The organism is Streptosporangium heterodermiicola (assembly GCF_051390675.1).
Lineage (GTDB): Bacteria > Actinomycetota > Actinomycetes > Streptosporangiales > Streptosporangiaceae > Streptosporangium.
The window spans coordinates 48,415-72,207 of record NZ_JBPJSR010000028.1 but is presented as its reverse complement, the minus strand read 5'-3'; the positions used below and the strand labels follow the sequence as shown (position 1 = coordinate 72,207).

Below are 23,793 nucleotides of genomic sequence, written 5' to 3'. Positions count from 1 at the left end.
CGAGCCCGCCTTCCCCGGGCTGACCCTCCCCGAGCCCGCCTTTCCCGGGCCGGTCCCCCCGAAAGGAGTGTCCGATGTTCGATCCGACTGCGATGATCTTGGCGGACAAGGCGACCAGGCGTCACGTGCTGTCCGCCCGCCCGAACGCGCCCGTGGTGCCCGAGCGCCCGCCCCGGCGGCGCGGCGCCGCCGTCCGCAGGCTGACCGCGCTGGCCCTGCGCCGCCTCGCCGACCGGGTCGAGCCACGCAGGGGCGAACCGTGCCGCGTCGACGCCTCCGCGACGGTTTGAGTCGTACGGGCCCCGTTCCGACGCCGTGAGGCGGCCGGGGCGTCAGGATCGGGCCGGGGCGTAGGGGAGGCGTCAAGCCTCGGGGCCGGGGCGTATGGGACCCGTCAAGACGCGCAAGAAGGGCGAAAAACGGCGGTTTCCTTGCATATGCCCCGCCCGTCGGGCGGTGGCGAGTGAACCCCGGATTCGAGGAGTGGGGATGGCAGACGTCATCTTCGTCGCCCTGACGGTCGCGGTTTTCGTGATCCTCGGGCTGGTCGTCAGGGCGGTGGAACGGTTGTGAGTGCCGTCAACGCCGTCGGTCTCGTCGTGGTCGCCGGTTTGGTGATCTTCATGGTCGCGGCCCTGCTCTTCCCGGAGCGTTTCTGATGAGGGAGCGCTCCTGATGTCCTCGACCATGGCCGGGATCCTGTTCATCGGATCCCTCGTCGTCGCCCTCGCGCTGGTCCACCGGCCGCTGGGCGACTACATGTACCGCGTCTACACCGGTACGAGACACCTCGCCGTCGAGCGGGTGATCTACCGGCTCGTCGGCGTCCGGCCGGACGCCGAGCAGCGGTGGGGCGTCTACGCCCGCGCCCTGCTGGCGTTCTCGGCGATCTCCATCCTGTTCCTCTACGGTCTGCAGCGGCTGCAGGACAGGCTCTTCCTGTCGCTGGGCTTCGCCCCGGTGCCCGACCACGTCGCCTGGAACACCGCCGTCAGCTTCGTCACCAACACCAACTGGCAGGCGTACTCGGGTGAGTCGACCATGGGCCACCTGGCGCAGATGTCCGGCCTGGCGGTGCAGAACTTCGTGTCCGCCGCGGTGGGCATGGCGGTGGCGATCGCGCTGGTCCGCGGCTTCGCCCGTAAGAGGACCGACGAGCTCGGCAACTTCTGGGTGGACCTGGTCCGCGGCACCGTCCGCGTCCTGCTGCCGCTCGCCGTCGTCGGCGCGGTCGTGCTGCTGGCGGGCGGCCTGATCCAGAACTTCGCCTCCCCGCACGAGGTGACCACCCTGACCGGCGGCACCCAGGCGATCACCGGCGGCCCGGTGGCGAGCCAGGAGATCATCAAGGAGCTGGGCAACAACGGCGGCGGGTTCTACAACACGAACTCGGCCCACCCGTTCGAGAACGCCACCGCCTGGACCAACTGGTTCGAGATCTTCGCGATCTTCCTGATCCCGTTCGCGCTGCCCCGCACGTTCGGCCGCATGGTCGGCGACACCCGGCAGGGCTACGCGATCGTCGCGATCATGGGGACCCTCGCGCTGGCGAGCGTCGCGCTGCTGACCGGGCTGGAGATCGCCCACGGCGGCACGGTCCCGCAGGCGGTCGGCGCGGCGATGGAGGGCAAGGACGTGCGCTTCGGCGTGCCCAACTCCGGCACCTTCGCCGCCGCCACCACGCTCACCTCCACCGGGGCGGTCAACTCCTTCCACGACTCGTTCACCGCGCTCGGCGGCATGCTCACGATGTTCAACATGATGCTCGGCGAGGTCGCCCCCGGCGGCGCGGGCGCGGGCCTGTACGGCATGCTCGTCCTCGCCGTGATCACGGTCTTCGTGGCCGGGCTCATGGTCGGCCGCACGCCCGAGTACCTGGGCAAGCGGATCGGCTCCCGCGAGATCAAGTTCGCCGCGATGTACTTCCTGGTCACGCCGCTGCTCGTGCTGACCGGCACGGCGCTGGCGATGGGCTCGGCCGAGCAGCGGGCGAGCATGCTCAACAGCGGCCCGCACGGCTTCTCCGAGGTGCTGTACGCCTTCACCAGCGCGTCCAACAACAACGGCTCCGCGTTCGGCGGCATCACCGTCAACACGCCGTGGTACGACGTGGCCCTCGGCCTGTGCATGGCCTTCGGCCGCTTCCTGCCGATCGTCTTCGTTCTCGCCCTGGCCGGGTCCCTGGCCAGGCAGGCACCGGTGCCCGTATCGGCGGGCACGCTGCCCACGCACCGCCCGCAGTTCGTCGGCATGGTCGTCGGCGTGACGGTGATCCTCGTCGCGCTGACCTTCCTGCCCGCCCTGGCGCTCGGCCCGCTCGCGGAAGGAATCCAGTGATGCCCACCCAGACGCTCGACGCGCCGGGCCGCAACCCCGCCCCGGAGGGCGGCAAGAAGGACGGCAAGGTGGGTGGCGGCCTCCTCGACCCCAGGCAGCTGGTCACCTCGCTGCCCGAGGCGGTGCGGAAGCTCAACCCGGCCACGCTCTGGCGCAACCCGGTGATGCTGATCGTCGAGATCGGCGCGGCCTTCACCACGGTGCTCGCCGTGCTCACCCCGTCGTTCTTCGCCTGGGCCACCGTGGTGTGGCTCTGGCTGACGGTGATCTTCGCCAACCTGGCCGAGGCCGTCGCCGAGGGGCGCGGCAAGGCCCAGGCGGCCACGTTGCGCGCCGCCAAGCGCGACACCACGGCGCGGCGGCTGCGCGGGCGCGACTCCACCGGGTGGGACGTCGTCGGGGCCCCCGAACTGCTGCGCGGCGACTTCGTCGTCGTGGAGGCCGGGGAGATCATCCCCGGTGACGGTGACGTCGTCGACGGCATCGCCTCGGTGGACGAGTCGGCCATCACCGGCGAGTCCGCCCCGGTCATCCGCGAGTCGGGCGGCGACAGGTCGGCGGTGACCGGCGGCACGAAGGTGCTGAGCGACCGGATCGTCGTCCAGATCACCCAGCGGCCCGGCGAGAGCTTCATCGACCGGATGATCGCCCTGGTCGAGGGCGCCGACCGGCAGAAGACGCCCAACGAGATCGCCCTCAACATCCTGCTCGCCGCCCTGACGATCATCTTCCTGGTCGCCACCGCGACCATGCAGCCGCTGGCGATCTACGCCAAGGCCCAGAACCCCGGCGTACCGGACTCGCTCGCCCTGACCGGGGACGGCGTCACCGGCATCGTGCTGGTCGCGCTGCTGGTCTGCCTCATCCCCACCACCATCGGGGCGCTGCTGTCGGCGATCGGCATCGCGGGCATGGACCGCCTCGTCCAGCGCAACGTCCTCGCGATGAGCGGCCGCGCGGTCGAGGCCGCCGGAGACGTCAACACCCTGCTCCTGGACAAGACCGGCACCATCACGCTGGGCAACCGGCAGGCATCGGAGTTCCTCACCGCCTCCGGCGTCTCCGCCGACGAGCTGGCGACGGCCGCGCAGCTGGCCAGCCTCGCCGACGAGACCCCCGAGGGCCGCTCCATCGTGGTCTACGCCAAGCAGGCGTACGGCCTGAGGGAGCGCGAGCCCGGCGAGCTCGCGCACGCCGAGTGGATCGGGTTCACCGCGCAGACCCGGATGAGCGGCGTCGACCTCGACGGCCGCCAGGTCCGCAAGGGCGCCGCCACCGCCGTGATGAAGTGGGTACGCGAGCACGGCGGCCACCCCACCGACGAGGTGGGGAGCATCGTCGACGCCGTCTCCGGCTCCGGCGGCACCCCGCTGGTCGTCGGCGAGGTCGTCGAGGGGAAGGCACGCGTCCTGGGAGTCGTCCACCTCAAGGACGTCGTCAAGCAGGGCATGCGCGAGCGTTTCGACGAGATGCGCAGGATGGGCATCCGGACCGTCATGATCACGGGCGACAACCCGCTGACGGCGAAGGCCATCGCCGACGAGGCGGGCGTGGACGACTTCCTCGCCGAGGCCACGCCCGAGGACAAGCTCGCCCTGATCAGGTCGGAGCAGGAGGGCGGCAGGCTGGTCGCGATGACCGGTGACGGCACCAACGACGCGCCCGCGCTCGCGCAGGCCGACGTCGGGGTGGCGATGAACACCGGCACCTCGGCCGCGAAGGAGGCCGGGAACATGGTCGACCTCGACTCCAACCCGACCAAGCTCATCGAGATCGTCGAGATCGGCAAGCAGCTGCTCATCACCCGCGGCGCGCTCACGACCTTCTCGATCGCGAACGACGTCGCCAAGTACTTCGCGATCATTCCCGCGATGTTCGCGGCGGTCTACCCGGGCCTGGACGCGCTGAACATCATGCGCCTGTCCAGCCCGCAGTCGGCGATCCTGTCCGCGGTCGTCTTCAACGCGGTCGTCATCGTCGCGCTGATCCCGCTCGCCCTGCGCGGCGTGCGCTACCGCCCCTCCAGCGCCTCGAAACTGCTCAGCCGCAACCTCTACGTCTACGGTCTGGGCGGCATCGTCGTGCCCTTCGTCGGCATCAAGCTGATAGACCTTCTCATCCAGTTCCTTCCGGGGATGTCTTAAATGGAACGCCTGCCCAGCTGGATCCGCCAGCATCTCGCCGCGCTCCGCGCGCTGCTCGTCCTCACCCTGGTCACCGGGGCCCTCTACCCGCTGGTGATCACCGGCGTCGCCCAGGCCGTGTTCAACGGCGGGGCCAACGGCTCCATCGTCAAGAAGGACGGGAAGGACGTGGGCAGCGCGATCGTCGGCCAGAGCTTCACCGACGCCGACGGCAGGCCGGTCGGCAGATACTTCCAGAGCAGGCCGTCGGCGGCCGGTGACGGCTACGACATGCTCTCCACCGCCGCGAGCAACCTCGGGCCCGAGGACGTCGTCGACATCCCGGGAGCCGACGGGAGACAGAGCCTGCTCACCCAGGTCTGCGCCCGGTCCAAGGCCGTCGGGGAGCTGGAGGGGGTGAGCGGCGCCCGGCCGTACTGCACGCCCGACGGGGTCGGCGCCGTGCTTAAGGTCTTCCCCGCGGTCGGCACCCCCACCAGGGCCGTCAGCGTCAACCAGGCCTGCCCCGCGACCCCGTTCGTCGCCGAGTACCTCGGCGTGAGGGTCGAGTGCGGCAGGCCGGGCGAGGACTACGCGGCCGGGCGCACCGTCCCGGTCCGGGGCACGGCCAGGGCCGTGGTGCCCGCCGACGCGGTCACCGCCAGCGGCTCCGGCCTCGACCCGGACATCTCCGTCGCGTACGCCGACCTCCAGGCGGCCCGCGTCGCCAGGGAGCGCGGCATGCCCGTGGAGACGGTGAGGCGGCTGATCGCGGCGAACACCACCGGCCGCCCCCTCGGCTTCATGGGAGAACCGGCGGTGAACGTCCTCGAACTCAACCTGGCGCTCGACCGATGAGCAGGGGGCGGCTGCGCATCTTCCTCGGAGCGGCGCCGGGTGTCGGCAAGACGTACACGATGCTCTGCGAGGGCCGGCGCCGCCTCGCGAGGGGCACCGACGTCGTCGTGGCCCTCGTCGAGACCCACGGCCGCCCCCGCACCGCGGAACTCGTCGACGGCATGGAGGTCGTCCCGCGCGCGAGCATGCTCCACCGGGGGAGCGTGTTCACCGAGCTCGACGTGGACGCCGTCATCGCGAGAAGACCCGCGGTCGCCCTGGTCGACGAGCTAGCCCACACCAACGTGCCGGGCTCGCGCAACGCCAAGCGCTGGCAGGACATCGAGGAGATCCTCGACGCGGGCATCGACGTCGTCTCCACCGTCAACATCCAGCACCTGGAGTCGCTCAACGACGTGGTCGAGGAGATCACCGGGGTGGTCCAGCGCGAGACGGTGCCCGACGAGGTGGTGCGCCGCGCCGACCAGGTGGAGCTGGTGGACATGGCCCCGGAGGCGCTGCGGCGGCGGATGGCGCACGGCAACGTGTACGCGCCGGAGAAGGTCGACGCGGCCCTGTCGAACTACTTCAGGGTCGGCAACCTCACCGCGCTGCGCGAGCTGGCGCTGCTGTGGGTGGCGGGCAAGGTCGACGACCAGCTCGACCGCTACCGCGCCGAGCACGGCATCGCCGGCACCTGGGAGGCGCGCGAGCGCGTCGTGGTCGCGCTGACCGGCGGCCCGGAGGGCGACACGCTGGTACGGCGGGCCGCCAGGATCGCGGGCCGGAGCAAGGGCGCCGACCTGCTGGCCGTGCACGTCACGCGCGCCGACGGCCTCGCCGGAGCCGATCCGGCGAGCACCGCCCGCCAGCGCACGCTGGTGGAGGACATGGGCGGCACCTACCACCAGGTCGTCGGCGACGACGTCCCGGACGCGCTGCTCGACTTCGCGCGCGGCGTCAACGCCACCCAGCTGGTGCTGGGGGCCTCCCGGCGCGGCCGGTTCGCCCAGATCCTCTCCCGGGGGGTCGGGGTGACCACGACCGCGCGGTCCGGGTCCATCGACGTCCACATGATCACTCACGACGGGGTGAAGCGGGGGCGCGACCGCGCCCCGTCGCGGGCCGCGCTGACCCGCACCCGCCGGGTGGCGGGCTGGGTCCTCGCGATCCTCGGGCTGCCGCTCCTCACCCTGGCGCTGCACCCCTTCCGCGGCGACGTGAACCTGCCGAGCGACATACTGCTCTTCCTGCTCATGGTGGTGATCGTCGCCCTGGTGGGAGGCATGTGGCCGGCCGTCACCGCCGCCGTGCTCGGCTTCCTGCTGCTCAACTACTTCTTCACGGCGCCGGTCGACCGCTTCACCATCGCCGACCCGGAGAACCTGTTCGCGCTGAGCGTCTACGTGCTGGTGGCGGTCATGGTGAGCGCGGTGGTGGACGTCGCCGCCCGCCGTACGCGGGAGGCGGCCCGTGCCCGCGCCGACGCCGAGGTCCTCTCCACCCTGGCCGGGCACGTGTTGCGCGGCGAGCACGCGCTCGCCTCGCTGCTCGCCCGGCTGCGGGAGACCTTCGGGCTCGCCTCGGTCACCCTGCTGGAACGCACCGGCGAGCAGGGACCCGACGACCAGTCCGACCCCGAGGCGTGGCGGATCGTGGCCACCGCCGGTGAGGTGCCCTGCACCTGCCCGGGGGGCGCGGACACCGATGTGGTCATCGACGAGCGGCTCGTCCTGGCGATCCGGGGCAGGCTGCTTGAGGCGTCCGACCGGCGGGTGCTTGAGGCGTTCGCGGCCGAGGCGGCGGTGGCGCTGCGCCAGGACCGGCTCGCGGCGGAGGCGGAGCAGGCCAGGCCGCTGGCCGAGGCCGACAGGATGCGTACCGCGCTGCTCGCCGCCGTCAGCCACGACCTGCGCACCCCGCTCGCCTCGGCCAAGGCGGCGGTGGAGAGCCTGCGCAACACCGGCATCGACTGGTCGCCGCAGGACAGGGAGGAACTGCTCGCCACCGCCGACGAGTCCCTGGTCAAGCTGGACCGTCTCGTCGCCAACCTGCTCGACATGAGCCGCCTGCAGGCCGGGGTGCTCGGTTTGAGGCTGGAGCCGACCGCGCTGGAGGAGATCGTGCCGCGCGCCGTCGACGACCTCGGCCCCCTGTCGTCGCGGATCGAGCTGGACCTCTCCGTCGAGCTGCCCGAGATCGTCGTCGACCAGGCGCTGCTGGAACGGATCCTGGTCAACCTGATGTCCAACGCCGTCCGCTACAGCCCGGAGGACCGGAAGGTCCTCGTCATGGCCGGGGAGTACGAGGACCACGTGGAGATCCGCGTCGTCGACCGCGGCACGGGCATCCCGCCCGACGCCTACGACCGGGTCTTCATGCCCTTCCAGCGGCTCGGCGACCGCGACAACCACACCGGCGTCGGCCTGGGCCTCGCGCTCTCCCGGGGGCTCGCCGAGGCGATGGCCGGAACCCTGTTACCGGACGAGACACCAGGGGGTGGCCTCACCATGATCCTGACACTTCCCGTTTCCTCCCGCGCGCGGGCACGCCCCGCGGTGGAACCTCTCTCCCGTGAGCGTCCCGCGGTGGAACCTCTCTCTCGTGAGCGTCCCGCGGTGGAACGGCCGTGACCCGGGTCCTCGTCGTCGACGACGAGCCCCAGCTCCTGCGCGCCCTGCGGATCAACCTCGCCGCGCGCCACTACGACGTGGCCGTGGCCCCCGACGGCGGCGCGGCCCTGCGGCAGGCCGCCGACTGGCACCCCGACCTGGTCGTACTCGACCTCGGTCTGCCCGATCTCGACGGGATCGACGTCATCCACGGCCTGCGCGGCTGGACCACCGTCCCGATCATCGTGCTCTCCGGCCGTACGGGAGGATCCGACAAGGTCGACGCGCTGGACGCCGGGGCCGACGACTACGTCACCAAGCCGTTCGGCATCGACGAGCTCCTCGCCCGCATCCGGGCCGTCTCCCGGCGCAGCGCGCTGCACGACGCGGAGCTCGCCGAGATCCGCGTCGGCGACCGGGTCGTGGACCTGGTCGACAAGACCGTCTCCGGCGGCGTACGGCTCACGCCCACCGAGTGGCACCTGCTGGAGATCCTGGTCCGCAACCCCGGCAAGCTCATCACCCAGCGGCAGCTGCTGACGGAGGTGTGGGGGGCCAAGTACCTCAGGGAGACCCACTACCTGCGCCAGTACATGGCCCAGATGCGCAAGAAATTGGAACGGGACCCGGCCCACCCGGTCCACCTGCTCACCGAGCCCGGCATGGGGTACCGCTTCCAGCCCTGACGAGCCCTGACGAGCCCTGACCAGCGCTGACCAGCCCTGACGAACCCGGCGAGGCGGGACACGGTCGCGCGCACCCGAAGCGGGAAAACGTGTTCCCCTCCGCTCACCCCCGAGGGGGGCTGACCCCCGCCACGGCCAGGCCGAACAGCCGGCCCGCCTCGGCGGCGGGGTCCGGGTGGTGCTCCGTGGCCAGGGCGATTCCGGTGATCAGGGCGAGCAGGTCGTCGATGGTCACCCCCGGCGCCAGCGCCCCGTCGTCGGCGGCGCGGCGCGCCAGCGGGCCGCCCGCCTCGGTGAGCTGCGCCGAGCAGCAGTTGTCCGGTGCCGTGCCGGGGTCGGCCGCCGGGTCGCGGGTCAGCGCGATGGCCAGCCCCCGGATGGTCGCGGCGTCCGCGGTGACGGCGCCCAGCCACTCCAGCAGCGCGGCCCGGGTGTCGGCCCTGGCGGTCAGGTCGCGGGCGTGGGCGCACAGGTTCTCGACCCGCTCGCGGAAGACCGCCTCCAGCAGCGCGCGGCGGGTGGGGAAGTGCCGGCGCACGGTGGCGGACCCGACTCCCGCGACGCGGGCGATCTGCTCCAGGGACGCGTCGGCGCCGTGCGCGGCGATCTCCTCCTCGGCCACGGAGAGCAGGAGCGCGTAGTTGCGCCGGGCGTCCGCACGCTGGACGGGCATGGCGTCACCTCACATTTGCTAAGTGGCGGGGTCCGCCGTATCTTACCGGAGTATAAACGGCGGGACCCGCCGTTTAATCAAGGGAGGCTTCATGTCCACCGATCCCGCACCCGTCCTGGTCGTCGGCGCCACCGGGCAGCAGGGCGGCGCCACCGCCCGCGCCCTGCTCGCGGCCGGCGTCCCCGTCCGGGCACTGGTCCGCGACCCCGCGACCGGCCGGGCGAGGGCCGTCGAGGCGCTCGGCGCCGAACTGGTCACCGGAGACCTCCACGACCGCGACTCCGTGACCAGGGCCGCGCGGGGAGCCCGAGCCGTCTTCTCCGTGCAGATGCCCCCGATGAGGGACGGCGTCTTCGACTTCGAAGGCGAGCTGACCCAGGCCGCCAACCTGGTCGAGGGCGCACTGGCCGCGGGCGTGCCGCAGTTCGTGCACACGTCCGTCACCGGCGCGGGGCACCACACCGAGGCCCCCGGCTGGGCCGAGGGCCGCTGGGCGTCGATGGCGCCCGTCTTCGCCGCCAAGTCCGGAGCCCAGGACCGGGTACGCGAGGCGGGCTTCACGCACTGGTCGATCATCAAGCCGGGCTTCTTCATGGAGAACTTCCTCCCGTCCGCGGCGTACCTGCTCCCCCGGGGCGTCGAGGGTGGCCTGGTGACCGTGCTGAGGCCCGAGACCCGGCTCTCCCTCGTCGCGGTCAAGGACATCGGCACGACGGCCGCCGCGGCCATCGCGGCACCGGAACGGTTCCACGAGGTCGAACTGGAGCTGGCCGGTGAGTATCTGACGCTGACTGAGATCGCCAAGGTCCTCTCCGGCGTTCTGGGCACCGAGCTGGCCGCGCCCGACATGACCACGGAGGAGGCGGTCGCCGCGGGAATGCCGAGGTGGGGCGTCACCTCCCACGAGTTCCTCAACGCGACCGGCCAGCGCGCCCGCCCGGAATACGCGCGGGCCCTCGGCATCCCGCTCACGACCTTCGAGGAATGGGCACGCGAACACCTGCGGCCCGCGGCCTGACACCGCCAGGGTGGGCCGTGGACGGACGCCTAGGGGCCGCAGCCTTCGCCGCCTGGGGAGAGCCGCCTCGCTCACTCCTCGTCCGAGCCGAGAACGGGGGCGCGTCACCGGTCGGCGCGAGTCTTGCGACACCTCGTCCTCGGCTCCCTCGACATGTGACCCTGGGAGCGTCCGGCGACGGTCCTCGGGGGTCTCGCGCCGCGCGCCGTTCCGGCTCCGCCGTGAGACCCCCGCCCTTCCTCACCGCGCGAGCAGCGGGAGCGCCGGGAAGGTGTGATCCTGCCACAGCAGCCGCGAGGTCTCCTCCGGATAGGCGGCGACCGTCGACGGCGTGTCGAAGAGCCGCGCGAGGCGCTGTCCGGTGTCGTACGGAGGCCAGCCCGGGTCGCCGTGGGCGGCGAACGCCGTCCACGCCCCGCGGATCCGCGCGGACAGCTCCTCCGCCGCCGGGAAGGGCGGATCGCCGATCAGCATGGCGGGCCCTCCGCTGCCCAGGTTGCCGAAGACGAGCGGCACGTCCAGGCCGTGGCAGGCGCCGAGGGCACCGTCCATTCCCGGGGCGGACCAGGTCAGCTCGTAGAGGTGGGCCCGGCCGCCGCCGGCGATCTGCGCTTCGGCGAGGTGGAGGCTCGGCATGCGGAACAACCAGTCGGCGTTGACCAGCTCGTACAGCTCCTCGTCGGTCGCGGCAGGGAACGCCTGGCGGTATCGGCGCGCGCCGTCCGGGCCGGGGGCGAGCATGCGCAGGGCGGTCTCGGTCTGCTCCCGCGTGACCTGGCCGAGCACGCCGTCGATCAGGCTGAACAACCGGTGCTCGTCACGGGTGTGCCCGACGAGAAGCCCGACGTCCCGGGCGGCGCCGTCGGCCAGCGCCTGCCACGGGGTCGTCGGCAGGACCTCACCGTCGACGACCGGCGCGAACGGGATCGGCCGGTGGGCGATCCGCCCCCAGCGCTCCCGCCGCTCGACCGTCTTGGCGAGGACCGCGTCACCCGCGGCGGGCAGCAGGGCCGGGGCCACCGCCGACAGGCCGGACACCGTGGGCCGCACCCCCAGCTCGGCGGCGAAGGCGGCGGCGACGTCGGCGGCCAGCTCGGGGGAGAAGAACGTCCCTGGCACGCTCTGCGCGACCGCCCGCCGGAAGAGCCCGGCGGCGCTCGGCATGGCGAGCAGCGCGGCGACCGATCCGCCGCCCGCCGACTCCCCGAAGACCGTGACCCGGTCCGGATCGCCGCCGAACGCCCGGATGTTGTCGCGCACCCACCCCAGGGCCGCGACCTGGTCGAGCAGTCCCCGGTTGGCCGGGGCTCCGTCGATCTGCGCGAAACCCTCGATACCGAGACGGTAGTTGAGGGTCACGACCACCGTTCCGCTCGCGGCCAGGTGCCCGGCGTCGTATTCGGGGAGGCTGGAGTCGCCCATGGCGTAACCGCCGCCGGGGATCCACACCATCACCGGGAGCCCCGCCTCCGGATCGGGTGCCGGTGTCCAGACGTTGACCGTCAGCCAGTCGTCGCCGCCGGTGTCCCGCGACACCCCGAGCACGCCGGACTGCGGGGGCGGCGGGCCGTACGCGACCGCCGGGCGCACACCGTCCCAGCCGCGCACCGGTCGTGGCGCGGCGAAACGGAGGGCGCCGACCGGCGGCTCGGCGAACGGGACACCGCGGAAGACCGCCAGGCCCGCCTCCCGGCCACCGCGCAGGACGCCGGCCGTCGTACGGACCTCCGGCTCGGACTCGGACGGCTCGCTGGACGCGGTGACGGCCATCTCGCGGTTTCCTCTCCGTGCCGGATTGGCCGAGCATCGCAGCGCGCGCCGTCCACGGGCAAAGCATTTAACGGGCGGCCGGCATCGGGTTGATCATGAACGCTCACCGGAAACGGATACGCCGATCGGCCGGCTCGGCGAGCTCGGCGGGCTCGGTCGTGGACGAGAGCCGACGTTCTCCGGCGGGCCCACGCGGATCCGTCGGCCGATACCGGGATCGGTGCGGCTTGTCGCCGGTGCGTACCTTCTCGACCCGGCGGGCTCACGCGGGCCCGTCCGCCGATGCCGGGGCTTAGCGGATCCGGTCGTAGACGAGCGCCAGCGTGCCGTGCTCGCCCGCGGCCTGGCTTGAGAGCTCCCACCGGCCCGCGGGCAGGCCGTCGTCGAAGAGGCGTGGCCCGCCACCGAGGAAGACCGGGAAGACGTTGAGCGCCAGCCGGTCGACCTTGTCGGCCGCCAGCAGCGCCTTGATGACGCTCGCGCTGGAGAGCACGAGGATGTCGCCGCCCTCGGTCGCCTTGAGATCCTCGACCACCTCGGCGGCCGGCTTGTCGACTACTGTCGTCCGCTCCCACGGCGCCTCGCCGAGAGTGGAGGACAGGACCACCTTGTCGGCGTCGACGAGCCACTTCGCGAAGCCCTCGTCACGCGGGTCGGCCCCCTCCATGCCGATGACGGTGGGCCAGAAGCCGAGGAACCCCTCGGCGTTGACCCGCCCGAGCAGGGCCGTCGTCGCCGGTTCCCAGAGGCTGGTCAGGTGGTCGCGGGCGACGTCGGTGTGCGCGTACGGCATCACCCAGCCCATGTCCCGAGGGTCGCCCGGCCCGACGTAGTGACCGTCGAGGGAGAGGCTCATGTTGGTGACGACCCTGCGGCCACCGGTCTGCTGCGTCACTTCGTGCTCCTCGTGTCGTTGTCATGCTCGGTGCTGTCGGCGTCGCCGACGGTGTCGGTGGTGTCGGCGGTGTCGTGCGGGTTCGCGGCGAGGGTCGCCGCGAGCTTGTCGAGGCTCTGGCCGAAGCCGATCTCGACGCCCGCGACGAAGTCGGCGGAGTCGATCGTGCTGTCGGTGATCCGGTAGCGGACGTCGAGGTCCGTGCCGGTGGCGGTGGGCCGGAGGCCGAGGTCGAGGTGGGCGGTGAAGGCGAGGCCGCCGCCGGGAAGCAGCGGGGAGAGCCGGTAGGCGAGGCGCTCACCGGGGCGTACGTCGTCGACGACTCCCTCCGCGCGCCCGGCGACCAGGTCGGAGCCGTCGGCGTCCTGGGCGTCGCGGTACTCCTGGACGATCCGCCCGCCCGATCGCGCCTCGAACACGAGCTCGGAGACGCGGAGGTCGTCGGGCGTCCACCAGCGGGCGAGCAGGGCGGTCTCGGTCAGGTGGCGCCAGACCAGCTCGGGGCTCCCTGACAGTGACCGGAGGAACCTGAACGCGCGGCCGTCGGCCCAGCCGGGCTCCTCGGCGGCGAGCCGCTCCGCCTGGAGGTTGAGCCCATAGCGGTCGTGGGTCTCGTGCGGGCCGCCGGCCCGGTCCGCGGCGTCGGCGAGCCGGCCGAGCGTGGCCGCCAGGTCCCGCAGCGAAGCGGGCTGGAGCGCGTAGACGCGGCGCTGGCCGGTGCGCCGGCAGGTGACGACGCCGGCGCGTTCGAGGGTCTGCAGGTGCTTGGTCGTCTGTGGTTGCCGTGCCCCGGCGATCTGGGCGAGGACACCGACCGACTGTGGCCTTTCGGCCAGCAGGTTCACGAGCCGCCATCTGGCCGGATCGGCCAGTGCGGTGAGGAGTGCGTCCATGGAAGTAATTATTCTCCACAACGAATATTCGTGTCAAGGAATAACTTTGGGCATGATCGCTACGGTCCGCGTGGCACGCGCCCTCGGGGCTCCCGGTGAAGGTCGTGGGCCCTGCCCGGCCCGGGTTGTGCGGAGATGTCACAGGCGAGGTCGCTGTCTCGTCATAGGCGGTGCGGGCAATCTTCGATCAAGGAGTGGATGATGAACCTCGCGTTGTGGATCGCCGCCGGGCTGCTGGCCGTGGTGGCCCTGGCGGGCGGCGTCAGCAAGACGTTCGTGCCCAAGGAGAAACTGGCCGCGTTCCACGGCGGGGGATGGACCGGGGATGTCGGCGTCACCTTCGTCAAGACCCTCGGCGTCCTCGAACTCCTGGCCGCGCCGGGCCTGATCCTGCCCGCCGTGCTCGACATCGCGCCGGTTCTGGTGCCGGTGACCGCGACCTGCTGGGTCGTGCTGATGGTCGGCGCGATGATCACCCACGGCCGCCGCGGCGAATTCGGTTTCGTGCTGCTGAACCTGACCTATCTCGCGCTCGCGGCGTTCATCGCGTGGGGCCGCTTCGGCCCCGAGTCCTTCACCGGCTGACCGGCGGTCGATCATCCAGCCCTGTCCCACCTGGGATCGGGGGTGCGGACGGCCGGCCGGTCGGGGGAGTCGATTGTCGATCATGAAGGGTGACGGCGGTGAGAGTGCTCGTGGTGCGGGGGCACCGGCGGGAGCGCCAGGTGACGGCGACGACGAACGCGGCCAGGCTGGACGTGGTGGAGCGGCCGGGCGCGCGGGGGCGGTGACGGACGGGCCGACGCGGTGTCGGCCGTGCTGTCTCTCGTGGCGACAGGGCTTGAAGGAGGAGCGGGCATGAACAGGACCGAGGAGTTCCAGGAGCTGCGGCCACTGCTGTTCTCGATCGCCTACCGGATACTGGGCGGCGTGGGCGAGGCCGAGGACGCGGTCCAGGAGACCTGGCTGCGCTTCGAGGCCTCCCCGACGCGACCCAGGTCGGTCAAGGACTTCCTCGCGGCCACGGTCACCCGGATCTCGATCGACGTGCTGCGCTCGGCCCGCGTCCGGCGGGAGGAGTACGTGGGGCCGTGGTTCCCCGAGCCGCTGCTCGCCGACCCGTACGAGGATCCGGAGCGGTCGGCGGAGCTGGCCGACTCGGTGTCGATGGCGGCCCTGTTGCTGCTGGAACGGCTCAGCCCGCTGGAGCGGGTGGTCTTCGTGCTGCGGGAGGTGTTCGACTTCGGCTTTCCCGAGGTCGCGTCGGCGGTGGGGCGCTCGGAGGCGGCGTGCCGCCAGCTGGCGGTGCGGGCGCGGCGCCACATGGCCGCGGGCCGCCCCCGCTTCGAGGCGGACCGCGGGGAGCGGGAGGAGCTGGCGTCGCGCTTCTTCGACGCCCTCCGCGAAGGCGACGTCGCCGGCCTGCGGGAACTGCTCGCCGCCGACGTGTCGATGGTCGGCGACGGCGGCGGCAAGGCCCCGCAGCTGGCCAGGGCCATCGTCGGCGCCGAGAACGTGGCCCGGCTGGCCGCCTCCGTCTTCCCCCGGATGGCACGGGCCGACGTGACGTTCGAGCCGCACGAGGTCAACGGCGAGCCGGGCGCGATCTTCCGCGACCGGGACGGCAGGGTGCTCCACACCCTGGCGCTCGACATAAGCGACGGGCGGATCCAGGCGCTCCGCCTGGTGATCAACCCTGACAAGCTCGGGCACCTGGGCCCGGTGGCGGACGCCTGGGCGATCGACCGCGAGGTGAGACGGGCACGCCGCCCCGCGGAGTGACCGCGACGGCCGACCGCGTCTCCGACCCCCCGTGAGCGGCTCGGCATCTTCGGTGGCGGGAGCACCTCGCCATCCCGAGGGACGCGGCGAGGAGGGCGGCCGGGGGACGCCCGCACTTCACGGCCGGGTCGCGAGAGGCCCATACTCCACGGCCGGGCCGCGAGAGGCCCGCACTTCACGGCCGGGTCGCGAGAGCGGAGGCCATCTGGGCGGCCTGCGACACGCCGAGCGCGCCGGTGCCCGGCGAGGCGGCCACCGCCTGCCCGCCCTTCCGTGACCTGCCCTTCGCCATCGCCGTACGAGTTCCGGGACCCGCCCGCCACCGTCGCCGTACGAGTTCCGTGGCCTGCCCTTCGCCGCATGGGTTCCGGGCCGGGACGGGAAATCGTCATCCGGGTTCCGTGCGCCCGGTGGGTTCCGGGGTGTCGGTTTCGCCGCCGCCTTCGGCGGTGTCGTCGCCGAAGGCGGCGGTGAGCGCCTTCGCGATCAGGTCGGGCAACCGGGTCCGTCCGTCGTCCTCGGCCCAGCGCACCAACGCCGTGTGCATGGCGGCGAGGCAGGCACTGGCCGCCACCTGGACGTGGAACGCCGTGTCGGGATCGGTGGCATCGTCCCCGAGGGCGTCGACGATCGCCTGCTGGAGGGCGTACTGGTTGTCCAGGTGCCTGGCGCGCAGGGCAGGTGTCGAGATCATGAGCCGGAGGCGGGCGAGCAGGAACCTCTCGCTCGCCGTCGGGTCGTCCCCGGGGCCGCGACCGGTCAACGCCGTGGCCGCGTCGACGAGCGCGCCGCCGATGCGGCGGACCAGGGGCCGCGCGGCGGACGACGCGACGATCCGCTCGGCGACGAGCCGGCCGTGCTGGTCGACGAGCACGAGGTCTTCCTTCGTGGGGAAGTGCCGGTACACGGTCATGGGCGACACGCCCGCGGCTTCGGCGACGTCGGTCACGGTCGTGGCGTCGTAGCCGCGCTCGGTGAACAGCCTTACCGCGTGGGCCTGGATCACGCGCCGCGTCTCGGCTCTCCGTTGCGCTCGCAGTGTTGAGTGCTGGTCGGACATGTGATAGACCCTACCGGATTGGTAGTCACTACCAAGTTGGTAGTGACTCGCGAAATGAGGTGATCGGCATGAGTGATCTGACCGGCAGGACGGCTCTTGTGACCGGAGCGTCACGGGGCATCGGGCAGGCGATCGCGGCCAGGCTGGCGGCGAAGGGGGCGATGGTCATCGTGCATTTCGGCACGGACGAGGACGGCGCGACGGCGACGGTCGACGAGATCGCGCGTGCCGGTGGGTCCGCGCTCGCCGTCGGGGCGGAGCTGGGCGTGGACGACGATGTCGAGACCCTCTTCGCGGGAGTCGAGGCCGGCCTGGCCGGGCGGCCACTCGACATCCTCGTCAACAACGCGGCGGCCGCGCCCGCCGGCCCGCTCGGGGTCACGACGCGCACGGAGTTCGACCACCTCTTCGCGGTGAACGTGCGGGCGCCGTACTTCATCATCCAGCGAGCGTTGCCGCTGTTCCGCGACGGTGGCCGCATTGTCACGATCTCATCCGTGGCGACCCGGATGGCCAACCCCGCCCAGACGTCCTTCGCCATGACGAAGGGCGCGGTCGAGACGATGAGCATGACCTTGGCCAACGAGCTCGGAGTGCGAGGAATCACGGTGAACGCGGTCGCTCCCGGCGCCACCCGGACGGCGACCAACGGATCGGCCTTCGAGGCACCGGGCCTGGCCGAACTCATCGCCGGAACGACGGCGCTCGATCGCCTGGGCGGGCCCGGCGACATCGCCGACGTGGTCGCGTTCCTCGCCTCCGACGCCGCGCGCTGGATAACCGGCCAGGTCATCGACGCGAGTGGCGGCCTGTTCCTCGGACCGCGCGCCTGACCGGACCGCGCGTCCGATCAGGCCGCGTCTGATCGGATCACGTGCTTGATCGGACCGCGCGCCTGATCAGGCCGCGCTTGAGCAGACCGTGCCTGATCGGACCGCGCGACCGATCGCCGATCGCCGGCGAGAACTCACGGTCGCGCGGTCGCCGGTCGTCTGCTCCACGGTGTCGTGCTCCTCGTGTCGCTCCCGGTCGTATCCGGGTCGCCGACCGTCTGCTTCACGGCGTCGCGTTCCTCGTGTCGCGTCCGGGGCGCCGGTCATCCCGGTGTCCTTCGGCCCGCCGGTCCTTCACGACCGACCTTCCGGTCCTTCACGACCCCGGGCGCCGGGGCGCGGGTTCCTACCTCGTTCTGCGTCCCCTCAGGGCCTCGCGCCCCCGCGCCACGATGATGTCGACGGCCTTGACGTCGTCGATGTCGCGGGCGTCGGCCAGCGCCTTCTTGGCCGCGTCATAGGCGTCCAGGGCCCGGTGCCAGTTGACGTCGCCCCCGGCGCCCTCCTCGTCGGCGAGGCGGTCGATCTCCTCGCCCAGCCGCGTCACGTTCTCCTCCTGCGCCCGCCTGAGCTTCTCCAGGCGGGCCGTCCGCCCGGCCGCCTCCAGCTTGGCGGCCTTCCCGCGCCGCCGCCCGCGCACGACCACCGTGACCAGTACCCAGAGCGCGACCAGGCCCGCCAGCGAGAAGAAGATCACCCAGCCGATCGCCGGCCGGCTGGACGACCCCGACAGGTCGGCGTCCTTGGCGAAGTCGGTCTCCATGCCGGTGACCTCGGCGTCCACGAAGGTGGCGCCCCGCAACTCGGCGAAACTCAGGTCGGCGTCGGTCAGCGTCGCCCCGCGGAAGACCGCTCCCTGGAACTTGCCGCTGCTCAGGTCGGCCCGCTCCATCCTGGCGCCGGTGAAGTCGGCCAGGTCGGCCCTGGCGCTGCCGAACTCCGCGTCGCGCAGGTCGGCACCGCCCAGCTTCGCCTCCGTCAGGTCGGCGCTGCCGAACTCCGCCCCCGACAGGTCCGCCTTCGACAGGTTCGCCCCGGCCAGCTTGGCGCTGCCGAGTTGTGCCCTCGCCAGGCGCGCCCCCGTCAGGTCGGCCCCCATCAGCTCGACGCTGCCGAGCTTGGCGCGGTCGAGGCGCGCGCCGCGCAGGTCGGCGCCCTTGAGGTAGCGGATCGTGGCCCCGACGGCCGAGACGTCACGCAGGATCGCCCGGTCGAGCTTGACGAGGCCCAGATTGACCCCGTCCAGCTTGGCGCCGGTCAGGTCGGCGCAGCTCAGGTCGCGGGGGAACTCGGCGACCGAGGTCAGGTCCCAGCCCGCGTACTTCTGCCCGCTGCCCGGCTCGCACGCCGGGTCGGCGGCAGGCAGGTCCCTGGGCACGCCCTTGCTGCCCGCGAGCCGCGCGCCCGTGACGTCGCCCAGCTCGGCCCCGCCGAGGTCGGCGCCCCGGAAGGTCGCGCCGTCCAGCACCGACCCGCGCAGCTGCGCGCCCCGCAGGTCGGCGTCCCGGAACACAGTCTTGATCATCGTGGAGTTGTACATGCGCGCCTTGGACGCCTTGAGGCCGGTGAGGTCGGCCCGGCGCATGTCCGTGCCGTAGGCCTCGGCGTCGGTCAGGTCGACGCCGACCAGCTTCGCGTCGTCGAACTGGGCCGAGTACGTCTTGGCGCGCACCATCGTGGCCCCGCTCAGGTCGGCCCCCTCGAAGTGCGCGTTGTAGGGGATCGAGTCGTCCATGGTCGCGTCGCGCAGGTCGGCACCGCGCAGGTTCGCGTAGTACAGCTCCGCCTCGCTCAGGTCGGCACCGCGCAGCCTGGCCCCGGCCATCTCGGCGTTCCCGAGGCGGGTGCCCTTGAGTGAGGCGCCCCGCAGGTCGGCCCCGGTGAGGAGGCTGCGTACGAGCACGCCGTCCAGCTTGGCCCTTCGCAGGTCGGCGCAGGACAGGTCGGCGGGCAGCGTGACCCGGGTGAGGTCCCTGCCGGCCAGCTTGGGACCGCTGCCGGGCCTGCACCCGGCCTTGGCGCCTTCCGCCGCCCGGCTGTCCCGCGCTGCCCGGCTGTCCTGGACGGCTGCCCGGTTGTCCCGCGTGCTCCGGGTGTCCTGGACGGTCCGGGTGTCCTGGACGGTTCGGGTGTCCTGGACGGTGTGGGCAGACGCCGCGGGGGCCGGTAGCAGGGCGGCCGGCAGGATCACGGCCCCGGCGAGCAGGCGGGTAAGGCTGGACATGTCTCTCTCACCGTCTCCCCCGAGGCGCGCGGATCCGGCCGACGGGGGAGAGCGGTGCCGGGCGGGAGTTCGTGGACAGGCCGGTGCGGGTGACACCCCGAGGGGAGGGGCCCGCCCGATGGACCATACGGGAACGCGCCCCTTTATAGGAGGGCCCGGTTGCGGCCCGCTTGCGAACCGCCTTCCGCCCTGCCTTCTGTCCCGCCGCGCCTTCTCTCCCGCCGTACCGTGAACCGCCTTCCGCGCATCCCTCCGTGCGATTCGCGGTACCGCGATTCGCCGTACCGTGAATCGCGGTACGGCGGCACCGGGGCGCCGCTACAGCGGTTCCGAGTCGTTCGTCCGGGACTGCTTCGCCCAGGCGAGCTGCTCGTTCCCGCGCAGCTCCTCCTCCGCGGTCTGCTCCACCCTGGCCATGGACCAGCGCAGGATCGGCGGAGCCATGAGCGAGGTCACGATCGCCACCAGCACGATGATCGTGTAGACCTCGACGCTGAGGATGCCCAGCCGCAGGCCCACCATGGCCACGACCACCTCGATCACGCCCCGCGCGTTGAGCCCCGCGCCCAGGGCGAGGGCCTCCCACTTGTTGAGCTTGCTGGCGCGCGCTCCCGCGTACGCTCCGACGAACTTGCCGATGATGGCCACGGCCAGGATGGCGAGCCCGGCGAGCAGGACCATGGGGTCGGCCAGTGACGTCAGGTCCATGCGCAGACCGGCGGTGGCGAAGAAGATCGGCGCGAAGCCGGAGAGCACCACCGTGCGCAGCGGGGCGAGCCGCGCCGGGTCGATGCCCCCCGCGGAGCCGATCAGGATGCCGCACACGAAGGCGCCGAAGACGGCCTCCAGCCCCATCGCGTGCGTGGCGGCGGCGGCGAGTACGAGCAGCACGGCCGCGGTCGCGACGGGCGGGCCGGGGTCCTCCTCGTTCCGGGAGGTGAGCCGGAACGCGTGCCGCACCAGCGGGCGGCCCACGGTGAGCGCGAAGACCACGACCGCCATCAGGCAGGCGAACGAGACCAGCACGTTCCCGGCACGCAGGCCGGTGGTGGCCATGGCCGACACGATCGACAGCATGAACCAGCCGAACGCGTCGTCGATCATGCCCGCGGCCAGCGTGAGCTGCCCGACGTTGCGGTGGAGCAGCCCCATGTCCATGAGGGTCTTGGCGATGACCGGGATGGCGCTGACGCACATCGCGACGCCGAGGAAGAGCGCGAAGACCAGCGTCTCCGTTCCGGCGGGAACGAGGGTGGCCGGGAGCAGGAAACCGGCGCCGACGCCGAACGCGAGCGGCACCAGCAGCCCGCCGGCGCTGACACCGGCGGCCGTGGCGCCCCTGCGCCGGATCAGCCCCATGTCCATGTGGATCCCGGTGATGCCGACGAGCAGCAGCACGCCGATCTGCCCGACCGCGTCGAGCAGGTGGAACTGGGCGCTGTCCTGCGGGAACAGCCAGGTGGACAGGCCCGGCGCGACGTGCGCGAGGAACGACGGGCCCAGGAGCACGCCGACGAAGAGCTCGCCGACGACGGCGGGCATGCCGAGCCGCCTGGCCAGGCGGCCGAAGACGAGGGCGAGCAGCAGGAGCAGCCCCACCTGGAGCAAGAAGATCAGTAGTTGGTGCGCGGCGATCGGCGCCACCGGCGCCGCGAGCGAGACATGCACGACAGACCCCTCCGGTCTCTCACAAGGCACCACCCTGTCTCCCCAGTCAGGACGGTACGACGCAGAGCCTGACAAAACGAAGATCGGCAATCAATCCTTGAAGAGTTACCCCAAATGTGCGTTGACACGAGGGCCACTTGTTTTGTGGGAGACATCACACGGACAACCGTGTTTCACGCGCGGGAATCCGCCGAGGTGAGAGGGTTGGGCGACGCGGAATCACCACGGTGGCGAATTGACATCTCCCATCCCGCCACTTATCCCGCCACGCGAGAGGGTCCCCTTCTCGGCCCGCCACGCGGGGTCCGCTTCTTGTTCCCGCACGCGGGAGGGTCCGCCTCTTGTCCCACCGCTCGGGGGCCTCTTGCACCGCATGGAGGAGGCCCCGCATGGAGGAGGGGACGCTTCGCCTCCCGCGTGAACGTCGCGGCACCGCGAACGAGCCCGGCCCCCCCTGCTCAGCCGCTAACGGGCGTCCAGCAGGGCGTCGACCAGGGCGCGGCCGTATCCGGGTGCGAGGGAGTCGCTCATGAAGAGGACCCGGTACGTCATCGGCGCGAGCACGTGGTCCAGCACCGCGTCCAGCGTGGGCACGTCCTCGCCGCGTCCGGCGGAGCGGGTGAGGACGGCCTGGATGCGGCCGCTGGTGTACGCGCAGCACTGCCCGGTGCTCCTGCCGCCGTCGTCGCCGGCGACCACGTCGCGGATGAACGCGCGGCCGGTGGGGGAGGACGTCTCCTCCAGCCACTCCTCGGCCCACGCCGCGAGGTCGTCGCGCAGGCTGCCGAGGTCGGCCGGGGGGCCGTCGGGCCGCATGTGCTCAAGGGCGACGTCGGCCAGAAGTTCCTGCAGGTCACCCCACCTGCGGTAGACGGTCGAGGGGGTCACGCCCGCGCGGGCGGCGACGAGCGGCACGGTCAGGTCGGCGCGGTCGCGCTCGGCCAGGAGGGCCCGTACCGCCTCGTGGACGGCCTGCTGCACCCGCGCGCTCCGTCCCCCGGTGCGTACCGCCTGCTTCGTACCCATGGGCCGAGCTTAACGCAAAATATTTGCTTCAGTGGTCCGAGGTGTGTACGTTGCTAACGCAAATCTTTTGCTTTAAAGCTTCTGGAGTCCCTCCATGTCCTCTGTGACGTCCTCCGTGACCTCGACGTCGCCCGCCCACCGGACCCGCCTGGGGGCCGGCGCGGCCGTGGTGCTCCTGGCGACGACCCTGACCACCTTCATGGCCGCGGCCAGCGCGCCCACCCCGCTGTACGCCGTGTACCAGGGCCATTGGGGCTTCTCCTCCAGCGTCCTGACCGCCGTCTACGCCGTCTACGCCGTGAGCCTGCTGGTGGCCCTGCTCACCGTGGGCTCCCTGTCGGACCACATCGGGCGCCGTCCGGTGATCCTCGGGGCGGTGGCGCTGGAGACGGTCGCGATGGTGATCTTCGCCTTCGCCGACGGGGTGCCCGCCCTGGTGGTCGCGCGCGTCGTGCAGGGCTTCGCCACCGGGGCCGCGACCGGGGCGCTGGGAGCGGGCCTGCTGGACGCCGACCGGACGCGCGGCCCGCTGATCAACAGCGCGACGCCCGCCCTGGGCCTGGCGGCGGGCAGCCTGGGATCGAGCCTGCTCGTGCAGTACCTGCCCGCGCCGACGCGGACGGTGTTCGTCGTCCTGATCGTCGCGTTCGTGCTGCAGGGCGTCGCGATCCTCCTGCTGCCCGAGTCCGTCAGCCGCAGGGCGGGCGCGCTGGCCTCGCTGCGCCCGCACGTCAGCGTGCCCGCCGGGGCCCGCCGGGTCCTGCTGCTGGTCACCCCGATCACCGTGGCCGGGTGGGCGCTCGGCGGGTTCTACCTGTCCCTGGGGCCGTCCCTGGCCCGCGAGGTCACCGGCTCGGGGTCGATCGTGGTGGGCGGGCTGCTGGTCTTCGCGCTGACCATCAGCGGCACCGTCGCGATCCTCGCCCTGCGGTCGTTCCCCGCCCCGCGCGCGATGCGGGTGGCCTCGGTGCTCCTGGCCCTCGGGGTGATCGTGACCCTGCTCGGTGTCAACGCGGGCTCGGGAGCGCTGTTCTTCGCCGGTACGGTCGTCGCCGGGCTGGGCTTCGGCGCGGGATTCCAGGGCGCCGCGCGCACCCTGCTGCCGGCCGCCGCCCCGCACGAGCGGGCCGGGCTGATGGCCGCCTTCTACATCGTCAGCTACGTCGCGATGAGCATCCCCGCCACCGCCGCCGGGATCGTCGCGGGCCAACTGCCTCTCGCAGAGCTCACCACGTACTACGGGACCGTCCTCGTCCTCCTGGCCCTGGTCGCCCTGGCCGGGACGTACCTCGTCCGTGAGCGTGCCGCCGAGGTGGCGCCCACGGCGTGACCGCTCCCCGGCGGTGGCCTGGCCAA

At 72.3% G+C, this 23,793-nt stretch carries 20 protein-coding genes; 12 read left to right on the top strand and 8 right to left on the bottom strand.

Features of this window, described 5'->3' with window-relative positions; translation table 11 throughout:
• The first annotated feature begins 74 nt into the window (after window positions 1-74).
• The 7 genes from ACSC1Q_RS37865 to ACSC1Q_RS37835 all read left to right on the top strand — a co-directional run bounded on the left by ACSC1Q_RS37865 (window position 75) and on the right by ACSC1Q_RS37835 (window position 8,595).
• The gene (locus ACSC1Q_RS37865; RefSeq protein ID WP_436763548.1) at window positions 75-290 is read left to right on the top strand and encodes a hypothetical protein; all 216 of its coding nucleotides are present in this window, start codon (window positions 75-77) and stop codon (window positions 288-290) included.
• 279 nt (window positions 291-569) lie between these two features.
• The gene (kdpF, locus tag ACSC1Q_RS37860) at window positions 570-659 is read left to right on the top strand and encodes a K(+)-transporting ATPase subunit F (RefSeq protein ID WP_344745511.1); all 90 of its coding nucleotides are present in this window, start codon (window positions 570-572) and stop codon (window positions 657-659) included.
• A gap of 16 nt (window positions 660-675) precedes the next feature.
• Entirely contained in the window at window positions 676-2,337 is a 1,662-nt protein-coding gene (gene kdpA / locus ACSC1Q_RS37855) for a potassium-transporting ATPase subunit KdpA (RefSeq protein ID WP_436763547.1), read from the top strand.
• A complete protein-coding gene (gene kdpB, locus ACSC1Q_RS37850) occupies window positions 2,337-4,481 on the top strand; it encodes a potassium-transporting ATPase subunit KdpB (RefSeq protein WP_436763546.1) in 2,145 nt (714 codons plus the stop codon). The genes kdpA and kdpB overlap by 1 nt, the downstream gene beginning before the upstream one ends.
• Window positions 4,482-5,318 (top strand): potassium-transporting ATPase subunit C, encoded by an 837-nt coding sequence (locus ACSC1Q_RS37845; RefSeq protein WP_436763545.1) that lies wholly within the window; start codon window positions 4,482-4,484, stop codon window positions 5,316-5,318.
• Window positions 5,315-7,930 (top strand): DUF4118 domain-containing protein, encoded by a 2,616-nt coding sequence (locus ACSC1Q_RS37840; protein WP_436763544.1) that lies wholly within the window; start codon window positions 5,315-5,317, stop codon window positions 7,928-7,930. Before ACSC1Q_RS37845 ends, ACSC1Q_RS37840 begins: the two co-directional genes overlap by 4 nt.
• Window positions 7,927-8,595, top strand: coding sequence for a response regulator (locus ACSC1Q_RS37835; RefSeq protein ID WP_436763543.1), 669 nt, complete (start codon window positions 7,927-7,929; stop codon window positions 8,593-8,595). The genes ACSC1Q_RS37840 and ACSC1Q_RS37835 overlap by 4 nt, the downstream gene beginning before the upstream one ends.
• Before the next feature lie 103 nt (window positions 8,596-8,698).
• On the opposite strand, the gene ACSC1Q_RS37830 is transcribed toward ACSC1Q_RS37835, so the two are convergent.
• Window positions 8,699-9,268: a TetR/AcrR family transcriptional regulator gene (locus tag ACSC1Q_RS37830; protein WP_436763542.1), complete on the bottom strand. Its 570-nt coding sequence runs from the start codon at window positions 9,266-9,268 to the stop codon at window positions 8,699-8,701.
• A gap of 91 nt (window positions 9,269-9,359) precedes the next feature.
• On the opposite strand from ACSC1Q_RS37830, the gene ACSC1Q_RS37825 reads away from it, so the two are divergent.
• Window positions 9,360-10,286, top strand: a complete 927-nt coding sequence (locus tag ACSC1Q_RS37825) for an NmrA family NAD(P)-binding protein (RefSeq protein WP_436763541.1) — start codon at window positions 9,360-9,362, stop codon at window positions 10,284-10,286.
• A gap of 240 nt (window positions 10,287-10,526) precedes the next feature.
• Here ACSC1Q_RS37825 and ACSC1Q_RS37820 read toward each other — a convergent pair whose 3' ends face one another.
• The 3 genes from ACSC1Q_RS37820 to ACSC1Q_RS37810 all read right to left on the bottom strand — a co-directional run bounded on the left by ACSC1Q_RS37820 (window position 10,527) and on the right by ACSC1Q_RS37810 (window position 13,844).
• Window positions 10,527-12,056, bottom strand: a complete 1,530-nt coding sequence (locus ACSC1Q_RS37820) for a carboxylesterase/lipase family protein (RefSeq protein ID WP_436763540.1) — start codon at window positions 12,054-12,056, stop codon at window positions 10,527-10,529.
• A gap of 292 nt (window positions 12,057-12,348) precedes the next feature.
• Window positions 12,349-12,951, bottom strand: coding sequence for a dihydrofolate reductase family protein (locus tag ACSC1Q_RS37815; protein WP_436763539.1), 603 nt, complete (start codon window positions 12,949-12,951; stop codon window positions 12,349-12,351).
• Window positions 12,948-13,844, bottom strand: coding sequence for a metalloregulator ArsR/SmtB family transcription factor (locus ACSC1Q_RS37810; protein ID WP_436763538.1), 897 nt, complete (start codon window positions 13,842-13,844; stop codon window positions 12,948-12,950). The genes ACSC1Q_RS37815 and ACSC1Q_RS37810 overlap by 4 nt, the downstream gene beginning before the upstream one ends.
• 201 nt (window positions 13,845-14,045) lie before the next feature.
• Here ACSC1Q_RS37810 and ACSC1Q_RS37805 point away from each other — a divergent pair, with 201 nt between their 5' ends.
• Together ACSC1Q_RS37805 and ACSC1Q_RS37800 are read left to right on the top strand one after the other, a co-directional pair.
• Window positions 14,046-14,429, top strand: coding sequence for a DoxX family protein (locus ACSC1Q_RS37805; protein ID WP_436763537.1), 384 nt, complete (start codon window positions 14,046-14,048; stop codon window positions 14,427-14,429).
• A gap of 273 nt (window positions 14,430-14,702) precedes the next feature.
• A complete protein-coding gene (locus tag ACSC1Q_RS37800) occupies window positions 14,703-15,626 on the top strand; it encodes an RNA polymerase sigma-70 factor (RefSeq protein ID WP_436763536.1) in 924 nt (307 codons plus the stop codon).
• 388 nt (window positions 15,627-16,014) lie between these two features.
• Here ACSC1Q_RS37800 and ACSC1Q_RS37795 read toward each other — a convergent pair whose 3' ends face one another.
• The gene (locus ACSC1Q_RS37795) at window positions 16,015-16,686 is read right to left on the bottom strand and encodes a TetR/AcrR family transcriptional regulator (protein WP_436763535.1); all 672 of its coding nucleotides are present in this window, start codon (window positions 16,684-16,686) and stop codon (window positions 16,015-16,017) included.
• A 68-nt stretch (window positions 16,687-16,754) separates the two neighbouring features.
• On the opposite strand from ACSC1Q_RS37795, the gene ACSC1Q_RS37790 reads away from it, so the two are divergent.
• Window positions 16,755-17,519 (top strand): SDR family oxidoreductase, encoded by a 765-nt coding sequence (locus ACSC1Q_RS37790; protein WP_436763534.1) that lies wholly within the window; start codon window positions 16,755-16,757, stop codon window positions 17,517-17,519.
• A 346-nt stretch (window positions 17,520-17,865) separates the two neighbouring features.
• Here the strand turns inward: ACSC1Q_RS37790 and ACSC1Q_RS37785 are convergent, their stop codons facing one another.
• From ACSC1Q_RS37785 to ACSC1Q_RS37775, 3 genes are all read right to left on the bottom strand, one after another.
• Window positions 17,866-19,743, bottom strand: a complete 1,878-nt coding sequence (locus ACSC1Q_RS37785; protein WP_436763533.1) for a pentapeptide repeat-containing protein — start codon at window positions 19,741-19,743, stop codon at window positions 17,866-17,868.
• 318 nt (window positions 19,744-20,061) lie between these two features.
• Window positions 20,062-21,411, bottom strand: a complete 1,350-nt coding sequence (locus ACSC1Q_RS37780) for a cation:proton antiporter (RefSeq protein ID WP_436763532.1) — start codon at window positions 21,409-21,411, stop codon at window positions 20,062-20,064.
• A 465-nt stretch (window positions 21,412-21,876) separates the two neighbouring features.
• Window positions 21,877-22,437 carry a TetR/AcrR family transcriptional regulator gene (locus ACSC1Q_RS37775; RefSeq protein WP_436763531.1) on the bottom strand — a complete coding sequence of 187 codons (561 nt, stop codon included), beginning with the start codon at window positions 22,435-22,437 and terminating at the stop codon, window positions 21,877-21,879.
• Between the two features lie 94 nt (window positions 22,438-22,531).
• Here ACSC1Q_RS37775 and ACSC1Q_RS37770 point away from each other — a divergent pair, with 94 nt between their 5' ends.
• Entirely contained in the window at window positions 22,532-23,767 is a 1,236-nt protein-coding gene (locus ACSC1Q_RS37770) for an MFS transporter (protein WP_436763530.1), read from the top strand.
• The last annotated feature ends 26 nt before the right edge of the window (window positions 23,768-23,793 follow it).